Annotated in this window: 17 protein-coding genes and 1 tRNA gene; 13 read left to right on the top strand and 5 right to left on the bottom strand. The window is 70.1% G+C overall.

Features of this window, described 5'->3' with window-relative positions; translation table 11 throughout:
• Nucleotides 1-15: 15 nt before the first annotated feature.
• Nucleotides 16-1,602: an aspartate:alanine exchanger family transporter gene (locus ID810_RS00140; RefSeq protein WP_166857484.1), complete on the bottom strand. Its 1,587-nt coding sequence runs from the start codon at nt 1,600-1,602 to the stop codon at nt 16-18.
• Nucleotides 1,603-1,812: 210 nt separating this feature from the next.
• On the opposite strand from ID810_RS00140, the gene ID810_RS00135 reads away from it, so the two are divergent.
• From ID810_RS00135 to ID810_RS00125, 3 genes are all read left to right on the top strand, one after another.
• Entirely contained in the window at nt 1,813-2,379 is a 567-nt protein-coding gene (locus tag ID810_RS00135) for a phosphoribosyltransferase (RefSeq protein WP_166857618.1), read from the top strand.
• A 110-nt stretch (nt 2,380-2,489) separates the two neighbouring features.
• Complete coding sequence (locus tag ID810_RS00130) at nt 2,490-4,853, top strand: carbon starvation CstA family protein (protein ID WP_166857482.1); 2,364 nt, start codon at nt 2,490-2,492, stop codon at nt 4,851-4,853.
• 12 nt (nt 4,854-4,865) lie between these two features.
• The gene (locus ID810_RS00125) at nt 4,866-5,069 is read left to right on the top strand and encodes a YbdD/YjiX family protein (protein ID WP_166857480.1); all 204 of its coding nucleotides are present in this window, start codon (nt 4,866-4,868) and stop codon (nt 5,067-5,069) included.
• 78 nt (nt 5,070-5,147) lie between these two features.
• On the opposite strand, the gene ID810_RS00120 is transcribed toward ID810_RS00125, so the two are convergent.
• Nucleotides 5,148-5,231 (bottom strand) — tRNA-Leu (locus ID810_RS00120).
• Nucleotides 5,232-5,447: 216 nt separating this feature from the next.
• On the opposite strand from ID810_RS00120, the gene ID810_RS00115 reads away from it, so the two are divergent.
• Genes ID810_RS00115 through pknB form a run of 7 tightly spaced genes read left to right on the top strand, consistent with a single transcriptional unit; the run spans nt 5,448 to nt 14,147 of the window.
• The gene (locus ID810_RS00115; protein ID WP_166857478.1) at nt 5,448-6,155 is read left to right on the top strand and encodes an FHA domain-containing protein; all 708 of its coding nucleotides are present in this window, start codon (nt 5,448-5,450) and stop codon (nt 6,153-6,155) included.
• Nucleotides 6,152-6,610 carry an FHA domain-containing protein FhaB/FipA gene (locus ID810_RS00110; RefSeq protein ID WP_166857476.1) on the top strand — a complete coding sequence of 153 codons (459 nt, stop codon included), beginning with the start codon at nt 6,152-6,154 and terminating at the stop codon, nt 6,608-6,610. The genes ID810_RS00115 and ID810_RS00110 overlap by 4 nt, the downstream gene beginning before the upstream one ends.
• On the top strand, nt 6,607-7,944 hold the full coding sequence (locus ID810_RS00105) for a PP2C family protein-serine/threonine phosphatase (RefSeq protein ID WP_166857474.1): 1,338 nt from the start codon (nt 6,607-6,609) through the stop codon (nt 7,942-7,944). Before ID810_RS00110 ends, ID810_RS00105 begins: the two co-directional genes overlap by 4 nt.
• Nucleotides 7,945-7,952: 8 nt before the next feature.
• Complete coding sequence (locus ID810_RS00100) at nt 7,953-9,452, top strand: FtsW/RodA/SpoVE family cell cycle protein (protein ID WP_166857472.1); 1,500 nt, start codon at nt 7,953-7,955, stop codon at nt 9,450-9,452.
• A complete protein-coding gene (locus tag ID810_RS00095) occupies nt 9,449-10,942 on the top strand; it encodes a peptidoglycan D,D-transpeptidase FtsI family protein (RefSeq protein ID WP_166857470.1) in 1,494 nt (497 codons plus the stop codon). The genes ID810_RS00100 and ID810_RS00095 overlap by 4 nt, the downstream gene beginning before the upstream one ends.
• A complete protein-coding gene (locus ID810_RS00090; RefSeq protein WP_166857468.1) occupies nt 10,939-12,186 on the top strand; it encodes a serine/threonine-protein kinase in 1,248 nt (415 codons plus the stop codon). The genes ID810_RS00095 and ID810_RS00090 overlap by 4 nt, the downstream gene beginning before the upstream one ends.
• Nucleotides 12,183-14,147, top strand: a complete 1,965-nt coding sequence (gene pknB / locus ID810_RS00085) for a Stk1 family PASTA domain-containing Ser/Thr kinase (RefSeq protein WP_166857466.1) — start codon at nt 12,183-12,185, stop codon at nt 14,145-14,147. Before ID810_RS00090 ends, pknB begins: the two co-directional genes overlap by 4 nt.
• A 115-nt stretch (nt 14,148-14,262) precedes the next feature.
• Here the strand turns inward: pknB and ID810_RS00080 are convergent, their stop codons facing one another.
• Together ID810_RS00080 and ID810_RS00075 are read right to left on the bottom strand one after the other, a co-directional pair.
• Nucleotides 14,263-14,418: a hypothetical protein gene (locus tag ID810_RS00080; RefSeq protein WP_166857464.1), complete on the bottom strand. Its 156-nt coding sequence runs from the start codon at nt 14,416-14,418 to the stop codon at nt 14,263-14,265.
• Nucleotides 14,418-15,170, bottom strand: a complete 753-nt coding sequence (locus ID810_RS00075; RefSeq protein ID WP_166857616.1) for a class E sortase — start codon at nt 15,168-15,170, stop codon at nt 14,418-14,420. Before ID810_RS00075 ends, ID810_RS00080 begins: the two co-directional genes overlap by 1 nt.
• A 229-nt stretch (nt 15,171-15,399) precedes the next feature.
• Here ID810_RS00075 and ID810_RS00070 point away from each other — a divergent pair, with 229 nt between their 5' ends.
• A complete protein-coding gene (locus ID810_RS00070) occupies nt 15,400-15,744 on the top strand; it encodes a cell division protein CrgA (RefSeq protein ID WP_166857462.1) in 345 nt (114 codons plus the stop codon).
• 170 nt (nt 15,745-15,914) lie between these two features.
• Here the strand turns inward: ID810_RS00070 and ID810_RS00065 are convergent, their stop codons facing one another.
• Nucleotides 15,915-16,463, bottom strand: coding sequence for a hypothetical protein (locus ID810_RS00065; RefSeq protein ID WP_166857460.1), 549 nt, complete (start codon nt 16,461-16,463; stop codon nt 15,915-15,917).
• A 191-nt stretch (nt 16,464-16,654) separates the two neighbouring features.
• On the opposite strand from ID810_RS00065, the gene ID810_RS00060 reads away from it, so the two are divergent.
• Nucleotides 16,655-17,176 (top strand): peptidylprolyl isomerase, encoded by a 522-nt coding sequence (locus ID810_RS00060; protein ID WP_166857458.1) that lies wholly within the window; start codon nt 16,655-16,657, stop codon nt 17,174-17,176.
• A gap of 112 nt (nt 17,177-17,288) precedes the next feature.
• Complete coding sequence (locus ID810_RS00055) at nt 17,289-18,122, top strand: rhomboid family intramembrane serine protease (RefSeq protein WP_166857456.1); 834 nt, start codon at nt 17,289-17,291, stop codon at nt 18,120-18,122.
• The last annotated feature ends 95 nt before the right edge of the window (nt 18,123-18,217 follow it).

The following is an 18,217-nucleotide window of genomic DNA, read 5'->3' as shown; positions in this document are numbered from 1 at the left end:
ATCATGCACCTGCCGCTACAACGCGACGAGCACCTGGACCATGACGATCTTGACGACGATGGCCAGGGCGAAGAGCGTGGCGTAACCGGCCTCGACGCGCTCATCGTCGCGCTTGGACAGGGCGAAGACGAGGATCGCGGGCTGGCCGACGAGTCCGGCGAAGCCGCCGGCGGCGCGGACCGCGCTCACGCCGGCCAGTCGCGCCCCGGTGAGCAGCACCGCGGCGTTGACCAGAACGATGAGTGCGGCCAGGCCCCCAACGGCGAGGCCGGTGAGCGAGAAGGCGGCGGCCGCGAAGTCCGGGCCGGAGGCGAGCCCGATGGCCGCGAGGAAGAACAGCAGGCCGAGCTGGCGGATGGTGGCGTTGGCGGCGTGCGGCAGGCCCCACAGGAAGGGGCCGGAGCGCCCCAGCCGCCCGAGCACCATGCCGACGACGAGCGGCCCGGCGGCGACGCCCAGCCTGAGGGTCAGGCCGCCGGGCAGGGGGAGGGCGACCAGGCCGACCAGCACGCCCAGGGCCATGCCGAGGCCGACGCTGAAGGCATCGATCTGGGCGATGGAGCGCTCGGAGTCGCCGAAGTAGTCGGCGGCCCTCTCCAGCTCGTCGGAGGGCACGACGGCCAGGACGCGGTCGCCGAGCTCGAGGACGAGGTCGTCGTGGGCGAGCAGGTCGAGGTCGCCGCGCTTGACGCGGGTGATGACGCCCTGGAAGCGGCCGGGCATGTCGAGCTCGCCGATGGTGCGCCCGGCCACGCGGGTGGAGGAGACGGTCAGGCGCCGGTGGTCGACGACGCTGTGGTCCTTGGCCAGGCAGCGGTTGAGTCCGGAGCCGAGCTCGTGGACGGCCTCCTCGACCGCCGTCGGGGAGCCGACGACGACGACCTTGTCCCCCGGCAACAGCTCCTCGCCGGGGGCGGCGACGCGGGTGTCGCCGTCGCGCTCGAGGTAGGAGATGCGGATGCGGGCGCGCTGGAAGGCCTCCATCTCGTCGAGCCGGACGCGGCGCAGGAGGTGGACGCTGGTGGCGGTGATGCCGTCGGCGCTGGCGGGTCGGGGGTCGCGTGCGGCGGGCCAATCGCGCTGGATGATGAGGGCGACGACGAGGATGGCGACGGCGACGCCCACGGGGTAGGCCAGGGCGTAGCCGACGGCGGGTTCCTGGGTTCCGGCGGCCTCGATGGCGGCGTCGAGCACGGGGGAGGTGAGAGCGCCGGCGTAGGCGCCCGCGTCCATGGCGGGGCTGACGCCGACCAGCTGGGAGTAGAGGGCCCCGGCGCCACCGGCCAGGACGAGGGCGCCGACGGCCAGGCTCATGAGGGGCAGCTGGCGCGTCAGGTCGCGGAAGAAGGTGTTGCCGGCGGCCAGGCCCACGGTGTAGCAGAACAGGGCCAGTCCCAGGCTGCGCAGCAGGCCCAGGTCCTGGCCCAGGCGGGGGTCGAGGGCGCCGACGGCGAGGCCGACGAACAGGGCGCCGGCGGCACCGAAGCGGATGGGTCCGAAGGGAATGTGTCCGACGGCGGTGCCGAGCCCGATGACGAGGAAGACGGTGAGCAGGGGCACGGCGGCCAGCAGGTCGGTGATGGGGGTCAGGAGGTCGGGCACGCGCCCAGGCTAGCCAGGTCCTGTGACGCCTTCAGTGCCCCGGCGCACTGCCCGGCCGTGGTGCTCGCCGCCCACCCCGGCCTCCCGCACCTGCACTGCTGCGTCGGGGATGTGCCGGGGGTGTGCTGGGGTGCGCCGGGTTGGGTGGGGGCGCCGTCGGCCATTACCCTCTGGCGGGTGAGCGACGCGAGCAGCACCCCCACCACCCGCATGCCCTTCGACGACGGCGCCACCTCGGACGCCGCCCCTGAGCGGGAGGAGCTCACCTGGGAGCTGTTCGGCCGGGCCGAGCGTGAGCTGAGCGAGCAGATCGTCGCCTCCGGCTGGATGCCGGACCTCATCATCGCCATCGCCCGCGGTGGCCTCATCCCAGCCGGCGCGATCGGCTACGCCATCGGGATCAAGGCGATGGGGGCGATGAATGTCGAGTTCTACACGGGTGTCGGCCAGACCCTGCCGGAGCCGGTCATTCTGCCTCCGCTCATGGACGCCTCCGAGCTGCCGGGCAAGAAGGTCCTCGTGGTCGACGACGTCGCCGACTCGGGCAAGACCCTCAAGATGGTGATGGAGATGCTGCGTCACGAGGGCCTGGACCTGGGTGATGAGACGATTGCGGTGGACGCGCGCAGCGCGGTCATCTACCGCAAGCCGCGTTCGGTGTTGACGCCGGACTACTGCTGGCGTGAGACGGACAAGTGGATCAATTTCCCGTGGTCGGCGCTGCCGGTCATGACGCCGCATGCTCAGGACCAGGCGGATGTCGCCGTCGGCTCCTAAGCGACGCTAATCTCACCTATTGTTCTGACATCCCTTACGGCATTGTCTCTTTGGGGCTAGTGTGTCTTATACCCCAACGATGTGGCTTCCTACCCTAAGAAGGCTCGTTCATGGACACAAAGGAACAGTCGGCTCCTTCCTCGTACACCCCTGAGGAAGAGCGGCTCATCATCCGCAACAAGCACGGCGTCGCCGTCGGAATCAAGCCCCACCACACGTGGACCCCGAAGTCGATCGCCCTATGGGTGGGCATCACGGCTGTCGGCGTTCTCGGTTGGTACATGCTGGCCATTGCCCGCGGCGAGAGCGTCAACACCATCTGGTTCGTCGTCACCGCCGTGTGTACCTACGCCATCGGCTACCGCTTCTACGCGCTCTACATTCAGCGCACGATCATGCGGCCCGACGACTCCAACGCCACACCGGCCGAGCGCATCAATAACGGCCGCGACTTCGACCCCACGCACCGCGTCGTCCTCTACGGCCACCACTTCGCCGCCATCGCCGGTGCCGGACCCCTCGTTGGCCCCGTGCTCGCAGCTCAGATGGGCTACCTGCCGGGCACGCTGTGGATCATCCTCGGCGTCGTCGTCGCCGGAGCGGTCCAGGACATGCTCGTCCTGTTCTTCTCCATGCGCCGCGGCGGGCGCTCCCTGGGCCAGATGGCGACCGACGAGATCGGCAAGATCGGCGGCACCGTCGCCACCATCGTCGTCTTCGTCATGCTCATGATCGTGCTCGCCGTCCTCGCGATGGTCTGCGTCAACGCGCTCGCCGAGTCCCCCTGGGGTGTCTTCAGCGTCGGCATGACGATCCCGATCGCCGTCGGCATGGGACTGTGGCTGCGCTTCGTCCAGCCCGGCAAGATCACCCAGGTCTCCATCGCCGGATTCATCATCCTCATCGGCGTCATCATCGCCGGCCGCTGGGTCGCCGAGTCCCCCTTCGGTGAGTACCTGCACCTGTCTCCCACCGTCCTCGTGTGGTGCATGATCGTCTACGGCTTCTTCGCCGCGGTCCTGCCCGTGTGGGTCCTGCTCACCCCGCGCGACTACCTGTCGACCTTCATGAAGGTTGGCACCATCGTCATCCTGGCGGCCGGCATCATCATCGTGCGCCCCGTCGTGGAGATGGCCGCGGTCTCCGAGTTCGCCCTCAACACCAAGGGCCCGGTCTTCGCCGGCACGCTCTTCCCCTTCCTGTTCATCACCATTGCCTGCGGTGCCCTGTCGGGTATGCACGCGACCGTCTCCTCGGGCACGAGCCCGAAGATGATCCAGAAGGAGACCCAGGTGCGCATGATCGGCTACGCCGGCATGCTCATGGAGTCCTTCGTCGCCATCATGGCGCTGGCCGCAGCCGTCTCGCTGTCCCCCGGCATCTACTTCTCCATGAACACCTCGGCCGCCACCATGGACGCGCTGGCCGGGTCCGACGTGGTGGCCGCCGCCGCTGACCGTGAGGACGTCGCGGCTCAGGCCGTGGCGAACCTGGGCGTGACCGACGCGCACGGCGAGTCGCTCGTGCCCGTGTGGGAGTCCTGGGACGAGCAGGGCAACCCGACGACGTACACCGGTGCCGACGCCCTGCGCCAGGTCGCCTCCGACGTCGGCGAGCCGAGCATCGTCTCCCGCACCGGCGGCGCCCCGACCCTGTCGGTCGGCATGTCGCACATCCTGCACCAGATCGGTGGAGGCAGGGCCATGATGGGCTTCTGGTACCACTTCGCCATCATGTTCGAGGCGCTGTTCATCCTCTCGGCCGTGGACGCGGTGACCCGTGTGGCCCGCTTCCAGCTCGGCGACGCCCTGGGCAACATCTGGCCCAAGTTCCGCGACCCCTCCTGGCACGTGGGCGCGTGGGCGACAACCGCCGCCGTCGTGTCCGCCTGGGGCTCGATGCTGCTCATGGGCGTCACCGACCCGCGCGGTGGAATCCAGACCCTCTACCCGCTGTTCGGTATCGCCAACCAGCTCATCGCGGCCATCGCCCTGCTGGTGTGCCTGGTAGTGGTCGTGCGCAAGGGTTACCTCAAGCACGCGTGGATCCCGGCGATTCCGCTGGTCTTCGACACGGTGGTCACCTTCACCGCCTCGTGGCAGAAGATCTTCTCGACGGACTCGCGGGTGGGATACTTCCAGCAGTGGCGCGATGCCAGGGCGCTGGTGGGGACCCTCACCGACCCCGAGGCAATCTCCATCCAGAACGCGATCATCCGCAACACGATGATCCAGGGCACGCTCAGCGTCATCTTCCTTGTGCTCGTCGCCTTCGTCATGGTCTGCGCAGCCGTCACCATGATCAAGGCGGTGCGAGCCAAGGACACGACGACATCTGAGGATCCCTACCAGGAGTCGAACTTCTACGCCCCCGAGCACCTCTTCGCCACCCCGCTGGAGAAGAAGCTGGTCGCGGACTACGAGGTCCTGGGCGACCCCGCCCTCATTCCTGGGCGCGCGCACGCGCACCACTGAACGGAGAACACCATGACGCAGCAAGTGGCCCGCATCCGCAGCGGCTTCACGAAGGCCCGCACCTTGTGGCGGGACTTCACGGGCGAGTCGGCCTACGACCGCTACGTCGAGCGGCATCGCCGCGAGCACCCCGAGTGCGAGCCGATGACGCAGCGCCAGTGGTGGCGGGCCAAGGCGGACTTCGACGAGGACAACGTCCAGGCCCGCTGCTGCTGAGCGCTTGCTGAACGCAGCTGTCACGGAGCGTTCCGACGACGAAGGCCCGGGCTGGGAAACCAGCCCGGGCCCGACTCGTGCGCGGGGGGGGACTCGAACCCCCATGATCGTAAGATCACACGGACCTGAACCGTGCGCGTCTACCAATTCCGCCACTCGCGCGAGAAGCGAGAACGACGATAGCGGCCGCAGCGCCCCCGCGTCCAATCCTGTCCCGCAGCCGCCACGGTGAGACCCGTCACCTGGACGCCTGCCCCGGCCCTGCCCTTCTCCCGCAGCATGACGCCACCCAGCCTCCCCACCGTCCGTGCCTCAACCGTTACGATGGGCGCGGCCGGTCCGTGCCTTACGTGTCGGCACAACAGGGAGGAGAGGAACATGGGGTTCCTTGACAGGTTCGAGAAGGGCGTCGAGAACGTCGCCGGGCGCGCAATGTCCCGCTTCTCCAACGACGTCGAACCCATCGAGATCGCCTCCAAGCTCCGCGAGACGATGGACAAACGTGCTGCCGCCTTCGCACGCGACCGCTCGGTCGTGCCCAACGTCTTCCTCGTGCACCTGGCCCCCTCCGACATCGAGCGCATCAACGCCTGGGGCGGCGACGAGATGGTGCGTCAGATGGTGGAGGTCCTCACCTCCCACGCCGCCGAGCAGGGCTACTCCTTCGTCGGGCCTGTGGAGGTCTCCTTCCTCCCCGACCAGACCCTGACCGCCCCCGCCATCGAGATCGACTCCTCCACGCGCCGCGGCGCGGCTGCCCCGGCCGCTGCGGCCGCCCCCACCCCCTCCACCCCGATCCTCGACGTCGACGGCCAGCACTACCTGCTCACCGGCCCGGTCACCATCATCGGACGCGGCTCGGAGGCGGACATCATCGTCGACGACTCCGGCGTCTCGCGCCGCCACCTCGAGATCCGCCTCACCCAGGGCCACGCCATCGCCACGGACCTCGGCTCCACCAACGGCACCTTCGTCGAGGGCCACCGCATCGACGCCGCCACCCTCCTGGACGGCAACACCCTCACGGTGGGGCGCACCCGCATCATGTTCTGGGACGGCACCCACGGAGCCGAGGCGCACGGGTGAGCGCGCTCGCCTTCACCGCCGCCAGGCTCGGCTTCCTCGCCCTGCTGTGGGTCTTCGTGCTGCTCATCGTGCGTGCCCTGCGCCAGGACGTGGCCAGCGCGGTTCCGGCAAGCCGACGGCGTGAAAGCGGCACCACCCAGGCGGCCCCCACGGGTCGCCGCCGTGGCGCGACGCGCCTGGTCATCACCGAGGGCCCCCTGGCAGGCTCCACCGTCCCACTCACCCCAACGTCCATCACTATCGGCCGCTCACCCTCGTGCACGCTCGTCCTGGAGGACTCCTACGCCTCGTCACGCCATGCCCGGGTCTTCCCCAAGGACGGGGCCTGGTGGCTGGAGGACCTCGGTTCAACCAACGGCACCATGGTCGGCGGCCGCCCGGTGAGGGGCACCGTCGAGCTCCCCGTGGGTGAGCCCGTGCGGATCGGCCAGACCACCCTGGAGCTGCGCCCATGACCACCTCCCTGCGATACGCCGCCCGCTCCTCCGTCGGGCTCGTGCGCGCCTCCAACCAGGACTCCGGCTACGCCGGGCCGCACCTGATGGTCCTGTGCGACGGCATGGGCGGCCCCGCCGGCGGGGACATCGCCTCCGCCGTCGCCATTGACCACCTCAGCCCCCTCGACGCCGACTCCCACCAGGCCGGCGAGCTGCTGGACCTGCTGCGTACCGCCGTGCAGGACGCCCATCAGGACCTCATGTCCCGCTCGGCCTCCGACCCCGCCCTGGCGGGCCTGGGCACCACCTGCATCGCGGTGATGCGCAGCGGCAACAAGCTCGCCATGGTCCACGTGGGCGACTCGCGCGCCTATCTCCTGCGCGAGGGCGAGCTCACCCAGGTCACCACCGACCACACCTTCGTCGAGTACCTCGTCGAGACCGGGCGACTGACCCGCGAGCAGGCCCGCGAGCACCCGCAGCGCTCGGTGCTCCTGCGCGTCCTGGGTGACGCGGAGGGCGATGTCCAGCTCGACGAGTCGATCCGTGAGGCCGTCCCCGGCGACCGCTGGCTGCTGTGCTCGGACGGCCTGAGCGGCCCGGTCTCCGCCGACACCATCAAGGACGTCCTCACGCGCGTCGCCGACCCGGGGGCCGCAGCGGACGAGCTCATCAACCTGGCCGAGCGCGCCGGGGGCCCGGACAACATCACCGCGGTCATCTTCGACGTCGTGGACACGGACGCACCCGCCCAGACGGGTGCCCAGGTGGTCGGCTCCGCCGCTCGGCACCGCGAGCGCGCCGCCGAGCCGGAGGACGGGCCCCGCACCCCCGCCGCCAAGGCCGCCGCCCTCGTCGCCGGCCTGGAGGACACGGAGGGTGACTCCCGCAGCCGCGAGGATGAGGCCCTGGCCTCCCTGGCCGACTCTCATGCCCGCCTGCGCCGCACCCGGCGCCGTCGGGCTGTGCTCAGCACGCTCGTCCTCATCGTCGCCCTGGCCGGCGCTCTTGTCCTGGGCTACCGGTGGACGCAGACGCAGTTCTACGTCTCCACCTCCGGCGGGAAGGTCGCCATCTTCCAGGGGATCCCACAGACCCTGGGGCCGCTGAGCCTGTCGCACCTGGTGGAGACCTACTCCGAGCCCTCCCTGGCCGAGCTCGACGAGCGCATGCGCCAGCGCCTGGAGGAGACGGTCTCCCAGCCCTCCCTTGAGGCCGCCCGCGAGTACGTCAACACGACGGTCGTCGGCTACACGAGTGAGGTCGTCTCCCCCTCGCCGTCGGCCCGGGCGACGCCGACAGACCCGGCGGGCCCGTCCCCCTCGCCGACCAGCGGCCCGACGGGGCAGTGAGGCCGGTCGTGCCCAGTCCCGCTCCCGTAGCCGTCTCCTCCGCCCGGCATCCGTCCGGGCGCTGGGATGAGGCCGTGCTGCTCGTCGCCGCCCTCGCCCTGGGCCTGGGCGGCTTCGTGCTGACCACCATCAACCGCACGGGCAGCCAACCCGCCGATGTGCTGCCGTTGGCAGGCGCTCTCGTGGCGGTCACGCTCGTTGTCCACCTGTGGGTGCGGCGCACGGCCCCCTGGGCGGACCCGGTGCTCCTGCCGGTGGCGGTGGCTCTCAACGGCCTGGGCCTGGCGATGATCTACCGACTCGACCTGTCCTACGAGCGCACCGGCGATATCCACAACTACGGCACGAAGCAGGCCGTGTGGACCGCCCTGGGCGTGCTCCTGTTCTGCCTCGTGCTGCTCGTGCGCGACCACCGGATGCTGCGCCGCTGGGACCGGCGGGCGATGTGGGGGGGGCTGCTCTTCCTCATCCTGCCCTTCGTGCCGGGCCTGGGCACTGAGGTCAACGGCGCCCGCATCTGGATCCGCGTGGGCCCCATGTCCTTCCAGCCCGCGGAGCTGACGAAGGTGCTCCTGGCGGTCTTCTTCGCCTCCTTCCTCGTAGCCAACCGGGACAACCTGGCACTGGCCGGCCGCCGCGTGCTGGGCATCAACCTGCCGCGGGTCCGCCACCTCGGGCCGCTGCTCGTCGTGTGGGGCGCGAGCATCCTCGTGCTCGTGGCGCAACGGGACCTGGGCTCCTCCCTCCTGCTCTTCGGTCTGTTCGTCGTCACCCTGTACGTGGCGACCGACCGCCCCTCCTGGCTGCTGCTCGGAGCGGGCCTGTTCACGCCCGCCGCCTGGTTCGCCGCCACCCACCTGTCCCACGTGCAGCAGCGCGTGACCGCCTGGCTCGACGCCATGGATCCCGAGGTCTTCGACATGCCGGGCGGCTCCTGGCAGCTCGTCACCGGCCTGTTCGGCCTGGCCTCGGGCGGCCTGCTGGGCTCGGGCTGGGGCGAGGGCTACCCCAACCTCGTGACCTTCGCGAACTCGGACTTCATCGTCGCGGCCCTGGGTGAGGAGCTGGGGCTCACGGGCCTGCTGGCGATCCTCATGCTCTACCTCGTGCTCGTCCAACGGGGCATGAGCACGGCCATGCGCCTGCGTGACGGCTTCGGCAAGCTGCTGGCGGTGAGCCTGTCCTTCACCATCGCTCTGCAGGTCTTCGTCGTCGTCGGCGGCGTCACGCGCCTCATCCCGCTGACGGGACTGACGACGCCCTTCCTCGCCTACGGCGGGTCCTCCCTTGTGGCCAACTGGGTGATCCTGGCGCTGCTCGTGCGCCTGTCCGACGCCGCCCGCCGCCCGGCCGTGGCCGCACCGCAGATCATCGACACGGCCGAGCTGCCGACGTCGATCCGCCGCAGCGTGCTGGACGCGGACACCCAGGAGAACAGTCCTGAGGACGCCGCCGAGAATGCCGCCGGGCACAGTCCGGCACCCACGCGGACGAAGGAGGGGTCGTGAACCGTCAGATCCACCAAATGACCGTCCTGGTCCTCGTGATGTTCCTGGCCCTGGCCGCCTCCATCACCTCCGTCCAAGGCCTGTCGCGCCCCGCCCTGTGGGAGTCCTCCTCCGAGCAGGGCACGCTCGTGACCGACCCGCGCAATTCGCGCACCATCTTCGCCCAGTACGGCACGGACCGGGGCCAGATCATCGTCGGCGGCAACGTCATCGTCGACTCCCAGCCCGTCGACGACGCCTACGCCTACCAGCGCCTCTACCTGGGCGGTCAGATGTACTCCCACGTCACGGGCTACTTCTCCACGGCCTTCGCCTCCATGACGGGCCTGGAACAGGCGGAGAACTCCGTGCTCAACGGGGACGACCCCTCCCTGCTGTCCTCACGGCTCAGTGCCCTCGTGACCGGAGGCTCACTGTCGGGAGGCTCGGTCGAACTGACCATCAACCCGCAGATCCAGCAGGCCGCCTGGGACGCCCTGGACGGACGCCGGGGCTCCGTCGTCGCCCTCGACCCCTCCACGGGCGCGATTCTCGCCATGGTCTCCTCCCCGTCCTACGACGCGAACCTGCTGGCCTCCCACGACGCCGACGCCGCCGTCGCTGCCTACTCCCAGCTCCAGGCCGACGAGGCGAACCCGCTGTCCAACCGGGCCATTGCCGGTGACCTGTACCCACCGGGCTCCACCTTTAAGATCCTCACCCTCGCCGCGGCCCTGCGCGCGGGCATGCTCAGCCCTGAGACCGAGGTCGCCGCCCCGAACAGCCTGGCGCTGCCGGGCACGAGCCATGAGCTCATGAACTACGCCGGTGAGTCCTGCGGCAATGGGACGGTGACGGTCGCCTACGCCTTCGCCGAGTCTTGCAACACCCCCTTTGGCCAGATGGCCATGGACCTGGGTGACGCTGCCCTGGCGCAGGAGGCTGCGGCCTGGGGCTTCGGTGCCCGCATGAACGTGCCCCTGGCCGTCACGCCCTCGGTCTACCCGGCCAACGACGACACCGCACAGACCGCCATGGCGGGCATCGGCCAGTCCTCGGTGCGCGTGACTCCGCTCATGATGGCGCTCGTGGCCGCGACCGTCGCCAACGGCGGCGAGCAGATGAGCCCCTTCCTCGTGGCCCGCACCCTCGACCCGGACCTCAACGTCGTGTCGACGACGACGCCGAGCGTGGCGCGCACACCCGTCAACACCCAGACCGCGGCGACCCTCGCCTCCCTCATGACTCAGGCCGTTGCTGAGGGCACCGGGTCCAGCGCCCAGGTGCCGGGGGTTTCCGTGGCCGGCAAGACCGGCACGGCCGAAACCGGTTCCGACGTCGGCGGCCCAATCACCTGGTTCATCGGCTTCGCGGGGACGGACCCGCAGCACCCGAGCATCGCGCTCGCCGTCGTCCTTGACGGCGGGGAGCAGACCGCCGACGGCGGCACGGGAGGTTCCGTGGCCGGCCCGATCGCGGCGGCAGTCATCGACGCGGCGGTGGACCAATGAGGCCGGAGGTCGGCCTGCAGCTCCAGGGCCGCTACCAACTCGTGGAGCGCATCGCCGTGGGCGGCATGGGCGAGGTGTGGAAGGCCACCGACCTGCGCTCGGGACGCGCCGTCGCCGCGAAGATCCTGCGTCATGAGTTGACCGGGGACGAGATCTTCCTGTCGCGCCTGCGGGCGGAGGCGCGCAACTCGCGGGGCCTGCGCCACCCGAACCTCGCCGTCGTCCTGGACTCCGGGGAGAGGGACGGCTCGGGCTGGATCATCATGGAGCTCGTCCAGGGCCGGGCCCTGGCCGACATCATCTCCGAGCAGGGCACCATGCAGCCCGCCGACATCCTGCCGGTGCTCGCACAGGTGGCGCGCGCCCTGCAGGTGGTGCACGACTCGGGGGTCGTCCACCGTGACGTCAAGCCCTCCAACATCCTCATCAACCGTGAGGGACTGGCCAAGCTCACGGACTTCGGGATCTCCACGGGCACCCATCAGCGCCCGCTGACGGCCACCGGCATGGTGATGGGCACGGCCCAGTACCTGGCGCCCGAGCAGGCGATGGGCAGCATGGCCACGCCGGCCGGGGACCTGTACGCCCTGGGGGTCATCGGCTACGAGGCGCTCGTGGGGCGGCGTCCCTTCATGGGTGCCACCCAGGTGGACATCGCCTTCGCGCACGTCAACCAAGAGGTCCCGCCGATGCCTGACTCGGTGCCCCCCGAGGTCCGTGCGGTCGTCATGGACCTGCTGGAGAAGAAGCCCGCGGCGCGCCCGCACTCGGCCCGTGAGGTGGCGCGGCGCCTGGACCGGATCGTCGTCAACCTGCCGGCCGAGTCCTGGGACCCGCGCCAGGCCCCCACCTGGGTGGCGACCGGCCGTGCCGCCGCGAACCCGGGTAAGGGCCCGGCCTCCGCCCCGGCCTCCTCCGCAGGGCTCAATCGCGGCACCGCGGCCACGTCCGCAAGCGCTGAAGCGAGCACGGTCCGCACCTCCAGCACCTCGCGTCGCCCGGGCACACCCACCGTCCCGGCCGTCGGACGTCTGGCCACCACCCACCGTGCCGCGGGCACCACCGGGCGTCATTCCACCGACCGTGGGCTGCTGGGACTGCGTCTTGAGATGTGGTCCTGGATCGTCCTCGCCGTCGTCACCACACTCGTTCTGGCGCTATGCCTAGGTACCCTGGCGCAAGCGCGAGCGGTGCTGGGTGACGGCGTCCTCACGTCCGCTACCCCTTTGAAGGAGGCACTGTGACTGGCCAGCATCCCCAGGTCCTCGCGGGTCGTTACGAGATCCGCGAGCTCATTGGCCGCGGCGGCATGGCCGAGGTCCACCTCGGCTATGACACGCGCCTGTCGCGCATCATCGCCGTCAAGCTGCTGCGCTCGGACATCGCCGGTGACCCCACCTTCCAGGCGCGCTTCCGTCGTGAGGCCACGAGCGCGGCCGCGCTCAACCACCCGTCGATCGTCGCCGTCTACGACTCCGGTGAGGAGCAGCTGACCAGCCCGGACGGCTCGGTGAGCACCGTGCCGTACATCGTCATGGAGTACGTCGAGGGGCACACGGTGCGTGAGCTGCTGGGCGAGGGCGAGGCCGTGCCGATCCCAGAGGCCGTGGAGATCGTCACCGGGGTGCTCGACGCCCTGGAGTACTCCCACCGCGCCGGCATCGTCCACCGCGATATCAAGCCGGGCAACATCATGCTCACCTCCACGGGCGCCGTGAAGGTCATGGACTTCGGCATCGCCCGCGCCGTCGAGGACTCGGCGGCCACGGTGACCCAGACGCACGCCGTCGTCGGCACCGCCCAGTACCTGTCCCCGGAGCAGGCGCGTGGAGAGATCGTCGACTCGCGCTCGGACCTGTACTCGGCGGGCTGTCTGCTCTATGAGCTGCTGACGGGCCAGCCGCCCTTCGTGGGGGACTCGGCGGTGGCGATCGCCTATCAGCACGTGCGTGAGATCCCGCGCCCGCCCTCGTCCGTCGCGGCGGACGTGCCCGAGGCTCTGGACCGGGTGGTCCTCAAGTCGCTGGCGAAGAACCGTGACGACCGCTACGAGGACGCCGCCCACATGCGCACGGACCTGCTGGCCGCCGCCCGCGGTGCCGCGGTGCTCGCGCCCGCGGTCGACACGTGGACCTCCGCCACCACCGTCCTGGCGTCGGCACCGACCCCCGCGCCCGCACCGGCACCCACACCGGCACCTCCGGCCGCACAGAACGCCGTCGCCGAGGAGCAGGACAAGCGCCCCGCGCGCTGGTGGGTGTGGGCCCTCATCGTCGCCCTGCTCATCGCCGCGGGCATCGGCATCGGTCTGCTCATGACCGACCGCCTGGGCGGCAGCACACCGGCACCCACGTCGACGGCGACGGCCGCGGCGGTCCCCGACGTCAAGGGCAAGAGCGAGTCCGAGGCGCGTCAGGCCATCGAGAGCGTCGGCCTGGTCTTCGTCAAGGGTTCCGACGTCGCCTCCGACGACATCCCGTCCGGCCAGGCCGTCTCCTCCGAGCCGGGTGCGGGCACCTCCGCGCTCCTCGGCACGGAGATCACCGTGCACTTCTCGGCCGGCTCGGCGATGGTGGAGGTGCCCGACGTCTCCGACATGACGCAGGAGCAGGCCAAGGAGGCTCTGGAGAAGGCCGGGCTCAAGGTCGGCACGGTCACCGCTGAGGACTCTCCGAAGATCACCAAGGACAAGGTGGTGCGCACGAGCCCCGTGGCCGGCACCTCCGTCCAGCGCGGCGAGTCCGTGGGCCTGGTCGTGTCCACCGGCAAGACCACCGTCCCGGACCTGACCGGCCACACGCAGGAACAGGCCCGTCAGGCCCTGGAAAAGGCGGGGCTGAGGGTCGGCGACGTCGTGCGCGGTGACTCGGACGCGGAGCACAAGGACCTCGTCCTGTCCTCTGACCCGGCCGCCGACTCCCAGGTGGAGCTGGGCAGTTACGTATCCATCGTCGTCGGCTCCGGGCAGGCGGCCTCGCTGCCCGTGCCCGATGTGCGCGGGATGACGCAGGAGCAGGCCCGTCAGGCCCTGGACGGTTTCACTCAGGTGATCTTCCAGTCCCGCACGACGACGAACCAGAACGAGGACGGCCTCGTCGTCGAGGTGACGCCGGCGCCCGGCTCGACGATCAGCGCGGACACCCTCGTGACCGTGACACTCGGCAAGTACCAGGCCGCCACGCCGACGCCGACGTCGGGCCACTGAGCCCAGCCGGGGCTCGCCTGCCGGTCACGACAGCAGCCGTGTGAGACGTGAGACGCCCTTGGGCGGGCTCTCACACGGCTGCTCACGTCTGTGCGTCGACTGTGTGCGTTGATCGTTAGACCGTCGCCTCCCCGGAGATGTGGAAGGTCTCGTTGGCCCAGGGGAAGACCACTTCGAAGAGCAGCAGGACGGCGCCCGCGGCCAGCAGGAGCACCTCGATGACCTTGAGCCAGGTCGGGCCGGGCAGGTGGCGCCAAATCCATCCGTACATCAGTTGACCTCCGGGTCGTTGAGGATCGACTCTGGGCGGCCCTCCGAGCGGGGCATCCAGTAGGACAGGGTCGCGTGGGTGATCCAGCGGTGGTCGTTGCCCCACTCGCCGGTGGTCACGGAGTGGCAGGTGGTGAGCGTGAGCATGCGCTGGGTGGGCGTCGCCGTCGGGTCACCCGGCACGGGGGCGATGACCTCGACGTCGTAGGGCTCGACGATCTGGTAGTCGGTGACGACGTAGACGTACCAGGTGTCCGTGGTAGCGACGATGATCTCGTCGCCGGGCTCGAGCAGGTCGATGCGCCTGAAGGAGTTGCCGTTGGTGCGTCGGTGCCCGGCGATGGCGAAGTTGCCGACCTCACCGACCTGCTGGGTGTAGTCGTAGTGACCCGCGGCGGCCTGGTCGAGCACGTCGGCGCCGGTGCCCTCGAGGATCGGCATGTTGTTGTTCGTCACGCCGTACCACTTGGGCACGATGAGCATCCCGATGGTCTCGCCGTAGCCGACGGGCGCGACGGGCGGCGGGTCCTCCGTGTGGCGTTTGCCGGCGATCAGCGGTGAGGCGACCTGGGTGGTCTCGAATTCCTCCTGGATCGCCTGGGCGCTCTCGACGGCGTCGATGCTCGTCCACCACAGCTGCCACACAAGGAACAGGGCGATGACGATGCCGGAGGTGATGAGGAGCTCCCCGATGCCTCCCACCAGGTAGTCGAACCAGGTGCGCCGATGATGGCAGGCGTGCCGACGAGGCATCCGCGGCCGGTTGAGGGTCTGTACAAAGTCCACTGGACCTCCTGACGGGTTGCGCCGTCAGTGTAGAGCCCCGGGGCCCGGCCATCGGCACGTGGGCGCCATGTCCCGGCTCGGGGCGGGTGTGACGACGGCGATGGCCTAGGCTGGGCGCCGGAGCGCACCACGACGGGCCCACCGGCCGACGACGTGGGCGCGGTGACGTATGGACGATGAGACGAGGAGGCCCGGCGTGGCCGACAAGAAGAAGACCGACCCCAGCCGTTCGGGCAACCCCGCCAAGGCCGCTGCCGCTGAGCGCGAGCACCTGGAGGCCTCTCGCGCGGCCGCGAACCGCGTCTCGCGCACGCCGCAGAAGGTCCGCGACACCTCCTCACCCAGGTGGTACGCACCCACGATGGTGGGCCTCATGATTGTTGGCCTGCTATGGGTGGTGGTCACCTACCTGTTCCAGGGGCGCTACCCACTGCCGTACTTCACCCAGCACCACGGCTCGGACTGGCTCATCAACGGCAACCTCTACATCGGCTTCGCCGTCATACTGATCGGCTTCCTGGGACTACTGCGCTGGAAGTGAGCAACGCGGTCCCGTCAGCCGTCGCGGGTGGTCCGCAGGTGGGCGGGCCCGCCGGCAGGCGGTGACCCCGCAGACACACGCACGAGGGCGCCCCCAGTGGGGGCGCCCTCGGTCATGCTCAGACGGATCAGAGATCAGCAGTGCCGTGCTCAGTCAGCCGGCGGAGTGGGTCACTCGGCGTCGGCGTTCTCGGGGGAGTCGGACCAGTAGCCCTCCTCCTCTGTCTCTGTGGAGTCAGCCCAGTACTCCTCGGCCCACGGGTCCTCCACCGGCTGGCTGCGGCGCCAGACGACGTAGGCCGCACCAGCGGCGACACTGGCGATGGTGAGCCAGCCCAGGGTCTTGAGGACACGGCGGGACTTGCGGGGGGCAGGGGTCTGTGCAGCGTTCACAACAGCTACAGTAGCGCGCTGGGCCCGCTCCGTCACGGTTCCCGGCGCCTCAATCGCCGTGCGTGCGGCCGAGGCGGCACGCTCGGCGCGCGAGCGGGTGTCCTCGCTGAGGACCTCGATGCGCCCCTGCGCCTCCTTGGCGACCTCGGCGGCCTCCTTGGCGAGGCGGTCCGCACCGGTGCGGGCGCGGTCCACGGCGGGGGCGACCCACTCCGCGGCGCGACTCGCGGCACGCTCGGCGCGCTCGCCGAGAGATTCGGTCAGTGCGGCGACCTCACTGCGGATCTGGTCGGTGTCGAAGGTGATCTCGTGCTTGGTGAGCTCCATGGCTCCTCCTCGGACGGGTCGGTGAGGCCGGGCGGGCGCCCAATATTATCCCGAGCCACATAGTGTCACCTCATCCTGTGTGTCGCCTGAAGACCGGCCGGACACGGGCGGAGGTTTTGCCTGCGGTGAAATGCGCCTGGACCTGGCAGCCCTCTCAGGCTCCTGGGCGCCCTCCGTGCGACTATGACGCCATGGAAGCCACACTGCACACCTCCCTCGGCGACATCCGCCTCGAGCTCTTCCCTGAGCAGGCGCCCGAGACCGTCTCCAACTTCGTCGGCCTGGCCACGGGTGCGAAGAGCTGGACCGACCCCCGTTCGGGTGAGGAGTCCTCCTCCCCCCTGTACGACGGCGTCATCTTCCACCGCGTCATCCCCGGCTTCATGATCCAGGGCGGTGACCCGCTTGGCACGGGCACGGGTGGTCCCGGCTACGTCTTCGACGACGAGATCGACGCCTCCCTGACCTTCTCCGCCCCCTACGTCCTGGCGATGGCCAACGCCGGCCGCCGCATGGGCAAGGGCACCAACGGATCGCAGTTCTTCATCACGACCGCTCCCACCGAGTGGCTGCAGGGCAAGCACACGATCTTCGGTGCGGTTGCCGACGACGCCTCCCGCGCGGTCGTAGACGCCATCAGCGCGGTGACCACGGATCCGCGTGACCGCCCCCTTGAGGACGTGGTCATCACCTCGGTGTCCGTCACTGAGTGAGCGCGTGACCTGCATCAGTTCTTCGGGGCATGCGCCCCTTCGACGCCGTCGGACCACAGGGCCCGACGGCGTCGGCACACCCGGCCCCTTGTCGCCGCTGTGAGGAGCAACCATGAGCCAGTACGCCGACACCTCGGCCGCCCCCGTGTGCCCCAGGCACCCCGACCGCGTCTCTTACGTCCGCTGCCAGCGCTGTGAGCGGCCCGTGTGCCCCGAGTGCCAGGTACCTGGGGCGGTGGGTGTGCACTGCGTGGACTGCGCGCGCTCGGCCCAGGCCGCGCGCCGTGGGGCGCGCACCATCCTGGGCGGCAGCGTCGTGGCGGACGCACTGCTGACGAAGGTGCTCATCGGGGCCTGCGTCCTGGTCTTCATCGCCCAGCAGGTGCTGGGTTCGCTGACCTCCGACCTGCTGTTCGCTCCGGCGGTGGCGCTGAGTGAGCCGTGGCGGTTCCTCACCACGGCCTTCTTGCACTCAAGCCTCATGCACCTGGCCTTCAATATGTGGGCCCTGTGGGTGACGGGCACGGCGCTGGAGCCGGTGCTGGGCCGGTGGCGCTTTGGGGCGTTGTACGGCCTGAGTGCGTTGGGCGGCTCGGTCATGGTCTATCTGCTGGCCTCGCCGTCGGGTGCGTCGTGGTGGACGGGGACGGTGGGTGCCTCGGGCGCGGTGTTCGGCCTCTTCGCGGCACTGTTCGTCATCCAGCGACGCTTTGGGCGCGACACCTCGGCCATCGTCGGTCTGCTGGCGGTCAACCTCGTCATCTCCTTCACGGGGGCATCGATCTCCTGGCAGGGGCATCTGGGCGGTCTGCTCACCGGTGCCGCGGTGGCGGCGCTGTTCGCCTGGGCACCGCGCGAGCGGCGCAAGGCGGTGGGGCTGTGGGGGCCGGTGGGTGTAGGGCTTGTGCTCCTCATCCTTATCGCGGTCAAGGCGCTGGTGAGCTAGCGACCCGAAGTCAGCACGCGCGGCCCCGTCCATGATGGGCGGGGCCGTGTCGTGTCCCGGGCGCCGAGTCGAACAGTGATCCACAGGGTTTCTGT

Source organism: Actinomyces respiraculi (assembly GCF_014595995.2).
In the GTDB taxonomy this organism is placed as follows: Bacteria; Actinomycetota; Actinomycetes; order Actinomycetales; family Actinomycetaceae; genus Actinomyces; species Actinomyces respiraculi.
The sequence above is the reverse complement of the archived record's forward strand: the minus strand, read 5'-3'. Positions and strand labels throughout refer to the sequence as shown.

Coding starts and splice junctions, on each gene's coding strand:
- ID810_RS00135 (WP_166857618.1), top strand. CDS start 1,813: ATGCCCTTCGACGACGGCGCCACCTCGGACGCCGCCCCTGAGCGGGAG.
- ID810_RS00130 (WP_166857482.1), top strand. CDS start 2,490: ATGGACACAAAGGAACAGTCGGCTCCTTCCTCGTACACCCCTGAGGAA.
- ID810_RS00125 (WP_166857480.1), top strand. CDS start 4,866: ATGACGCAGCAAGTGGCCCGCATCCGCAGCGGCTTCACGAAGGCCCGC.
- ID810_RS00115 (WP_166857478.1), top strand. CDS start 5,448: ATGGGGTTCCTTGACAGGTTCGAGAAGGGCGTCGAGAACGTCGCCGGG.
- ID810_RS00105 (WP_166857474.1), top strand. CDS start 6,607: ATGACCACCTCCCTGCGATACGCCGCCCGCTCCTCCGTCGGGCTCGTG.
- ID810_RS00090 (WP_166857468.1), top strand. CDS start 10,939: ATGAGGCCGGAGGTCGGCCTGCAGCTCCAGGGCCGCTACCAACTCGTG.
- ID810_RS00080 (WP_166857464.1), bottom strand. CDS start 14,418: ATGTACGGATGGATTTGGCGCCACCTGCCCGGCCCGACCTGGCTCAAG.
- ID810_RS00075 (WP_166857616.1), bottom strand. CDS start 15,170: ATGCCTCGTCGGCACGCCTGCCATCATCGGCGCACCTGGTTCGACTAC.
- ID810_RS00065 (WP_166857460.1), bottom strand. CDS start 16,463: ATGGAGCTCACCAAGCACGAGATCACCTTCGACACCGACCAGATCCGC.
- ID810_RS00060 (WP_166857458.1), top strand. CDS start 16,655: ATGGAAGCCACACTGCACACCTCCCTCGGCGACATCCGCCTCGAGCTC.
- ID810_RS00055 (WP_166857456.1), top strand. CDS start 17,289: ATGAGCCAGTACGCCGACACCTCGGCCGCCCCCGTGTGCCCCAGGCAC.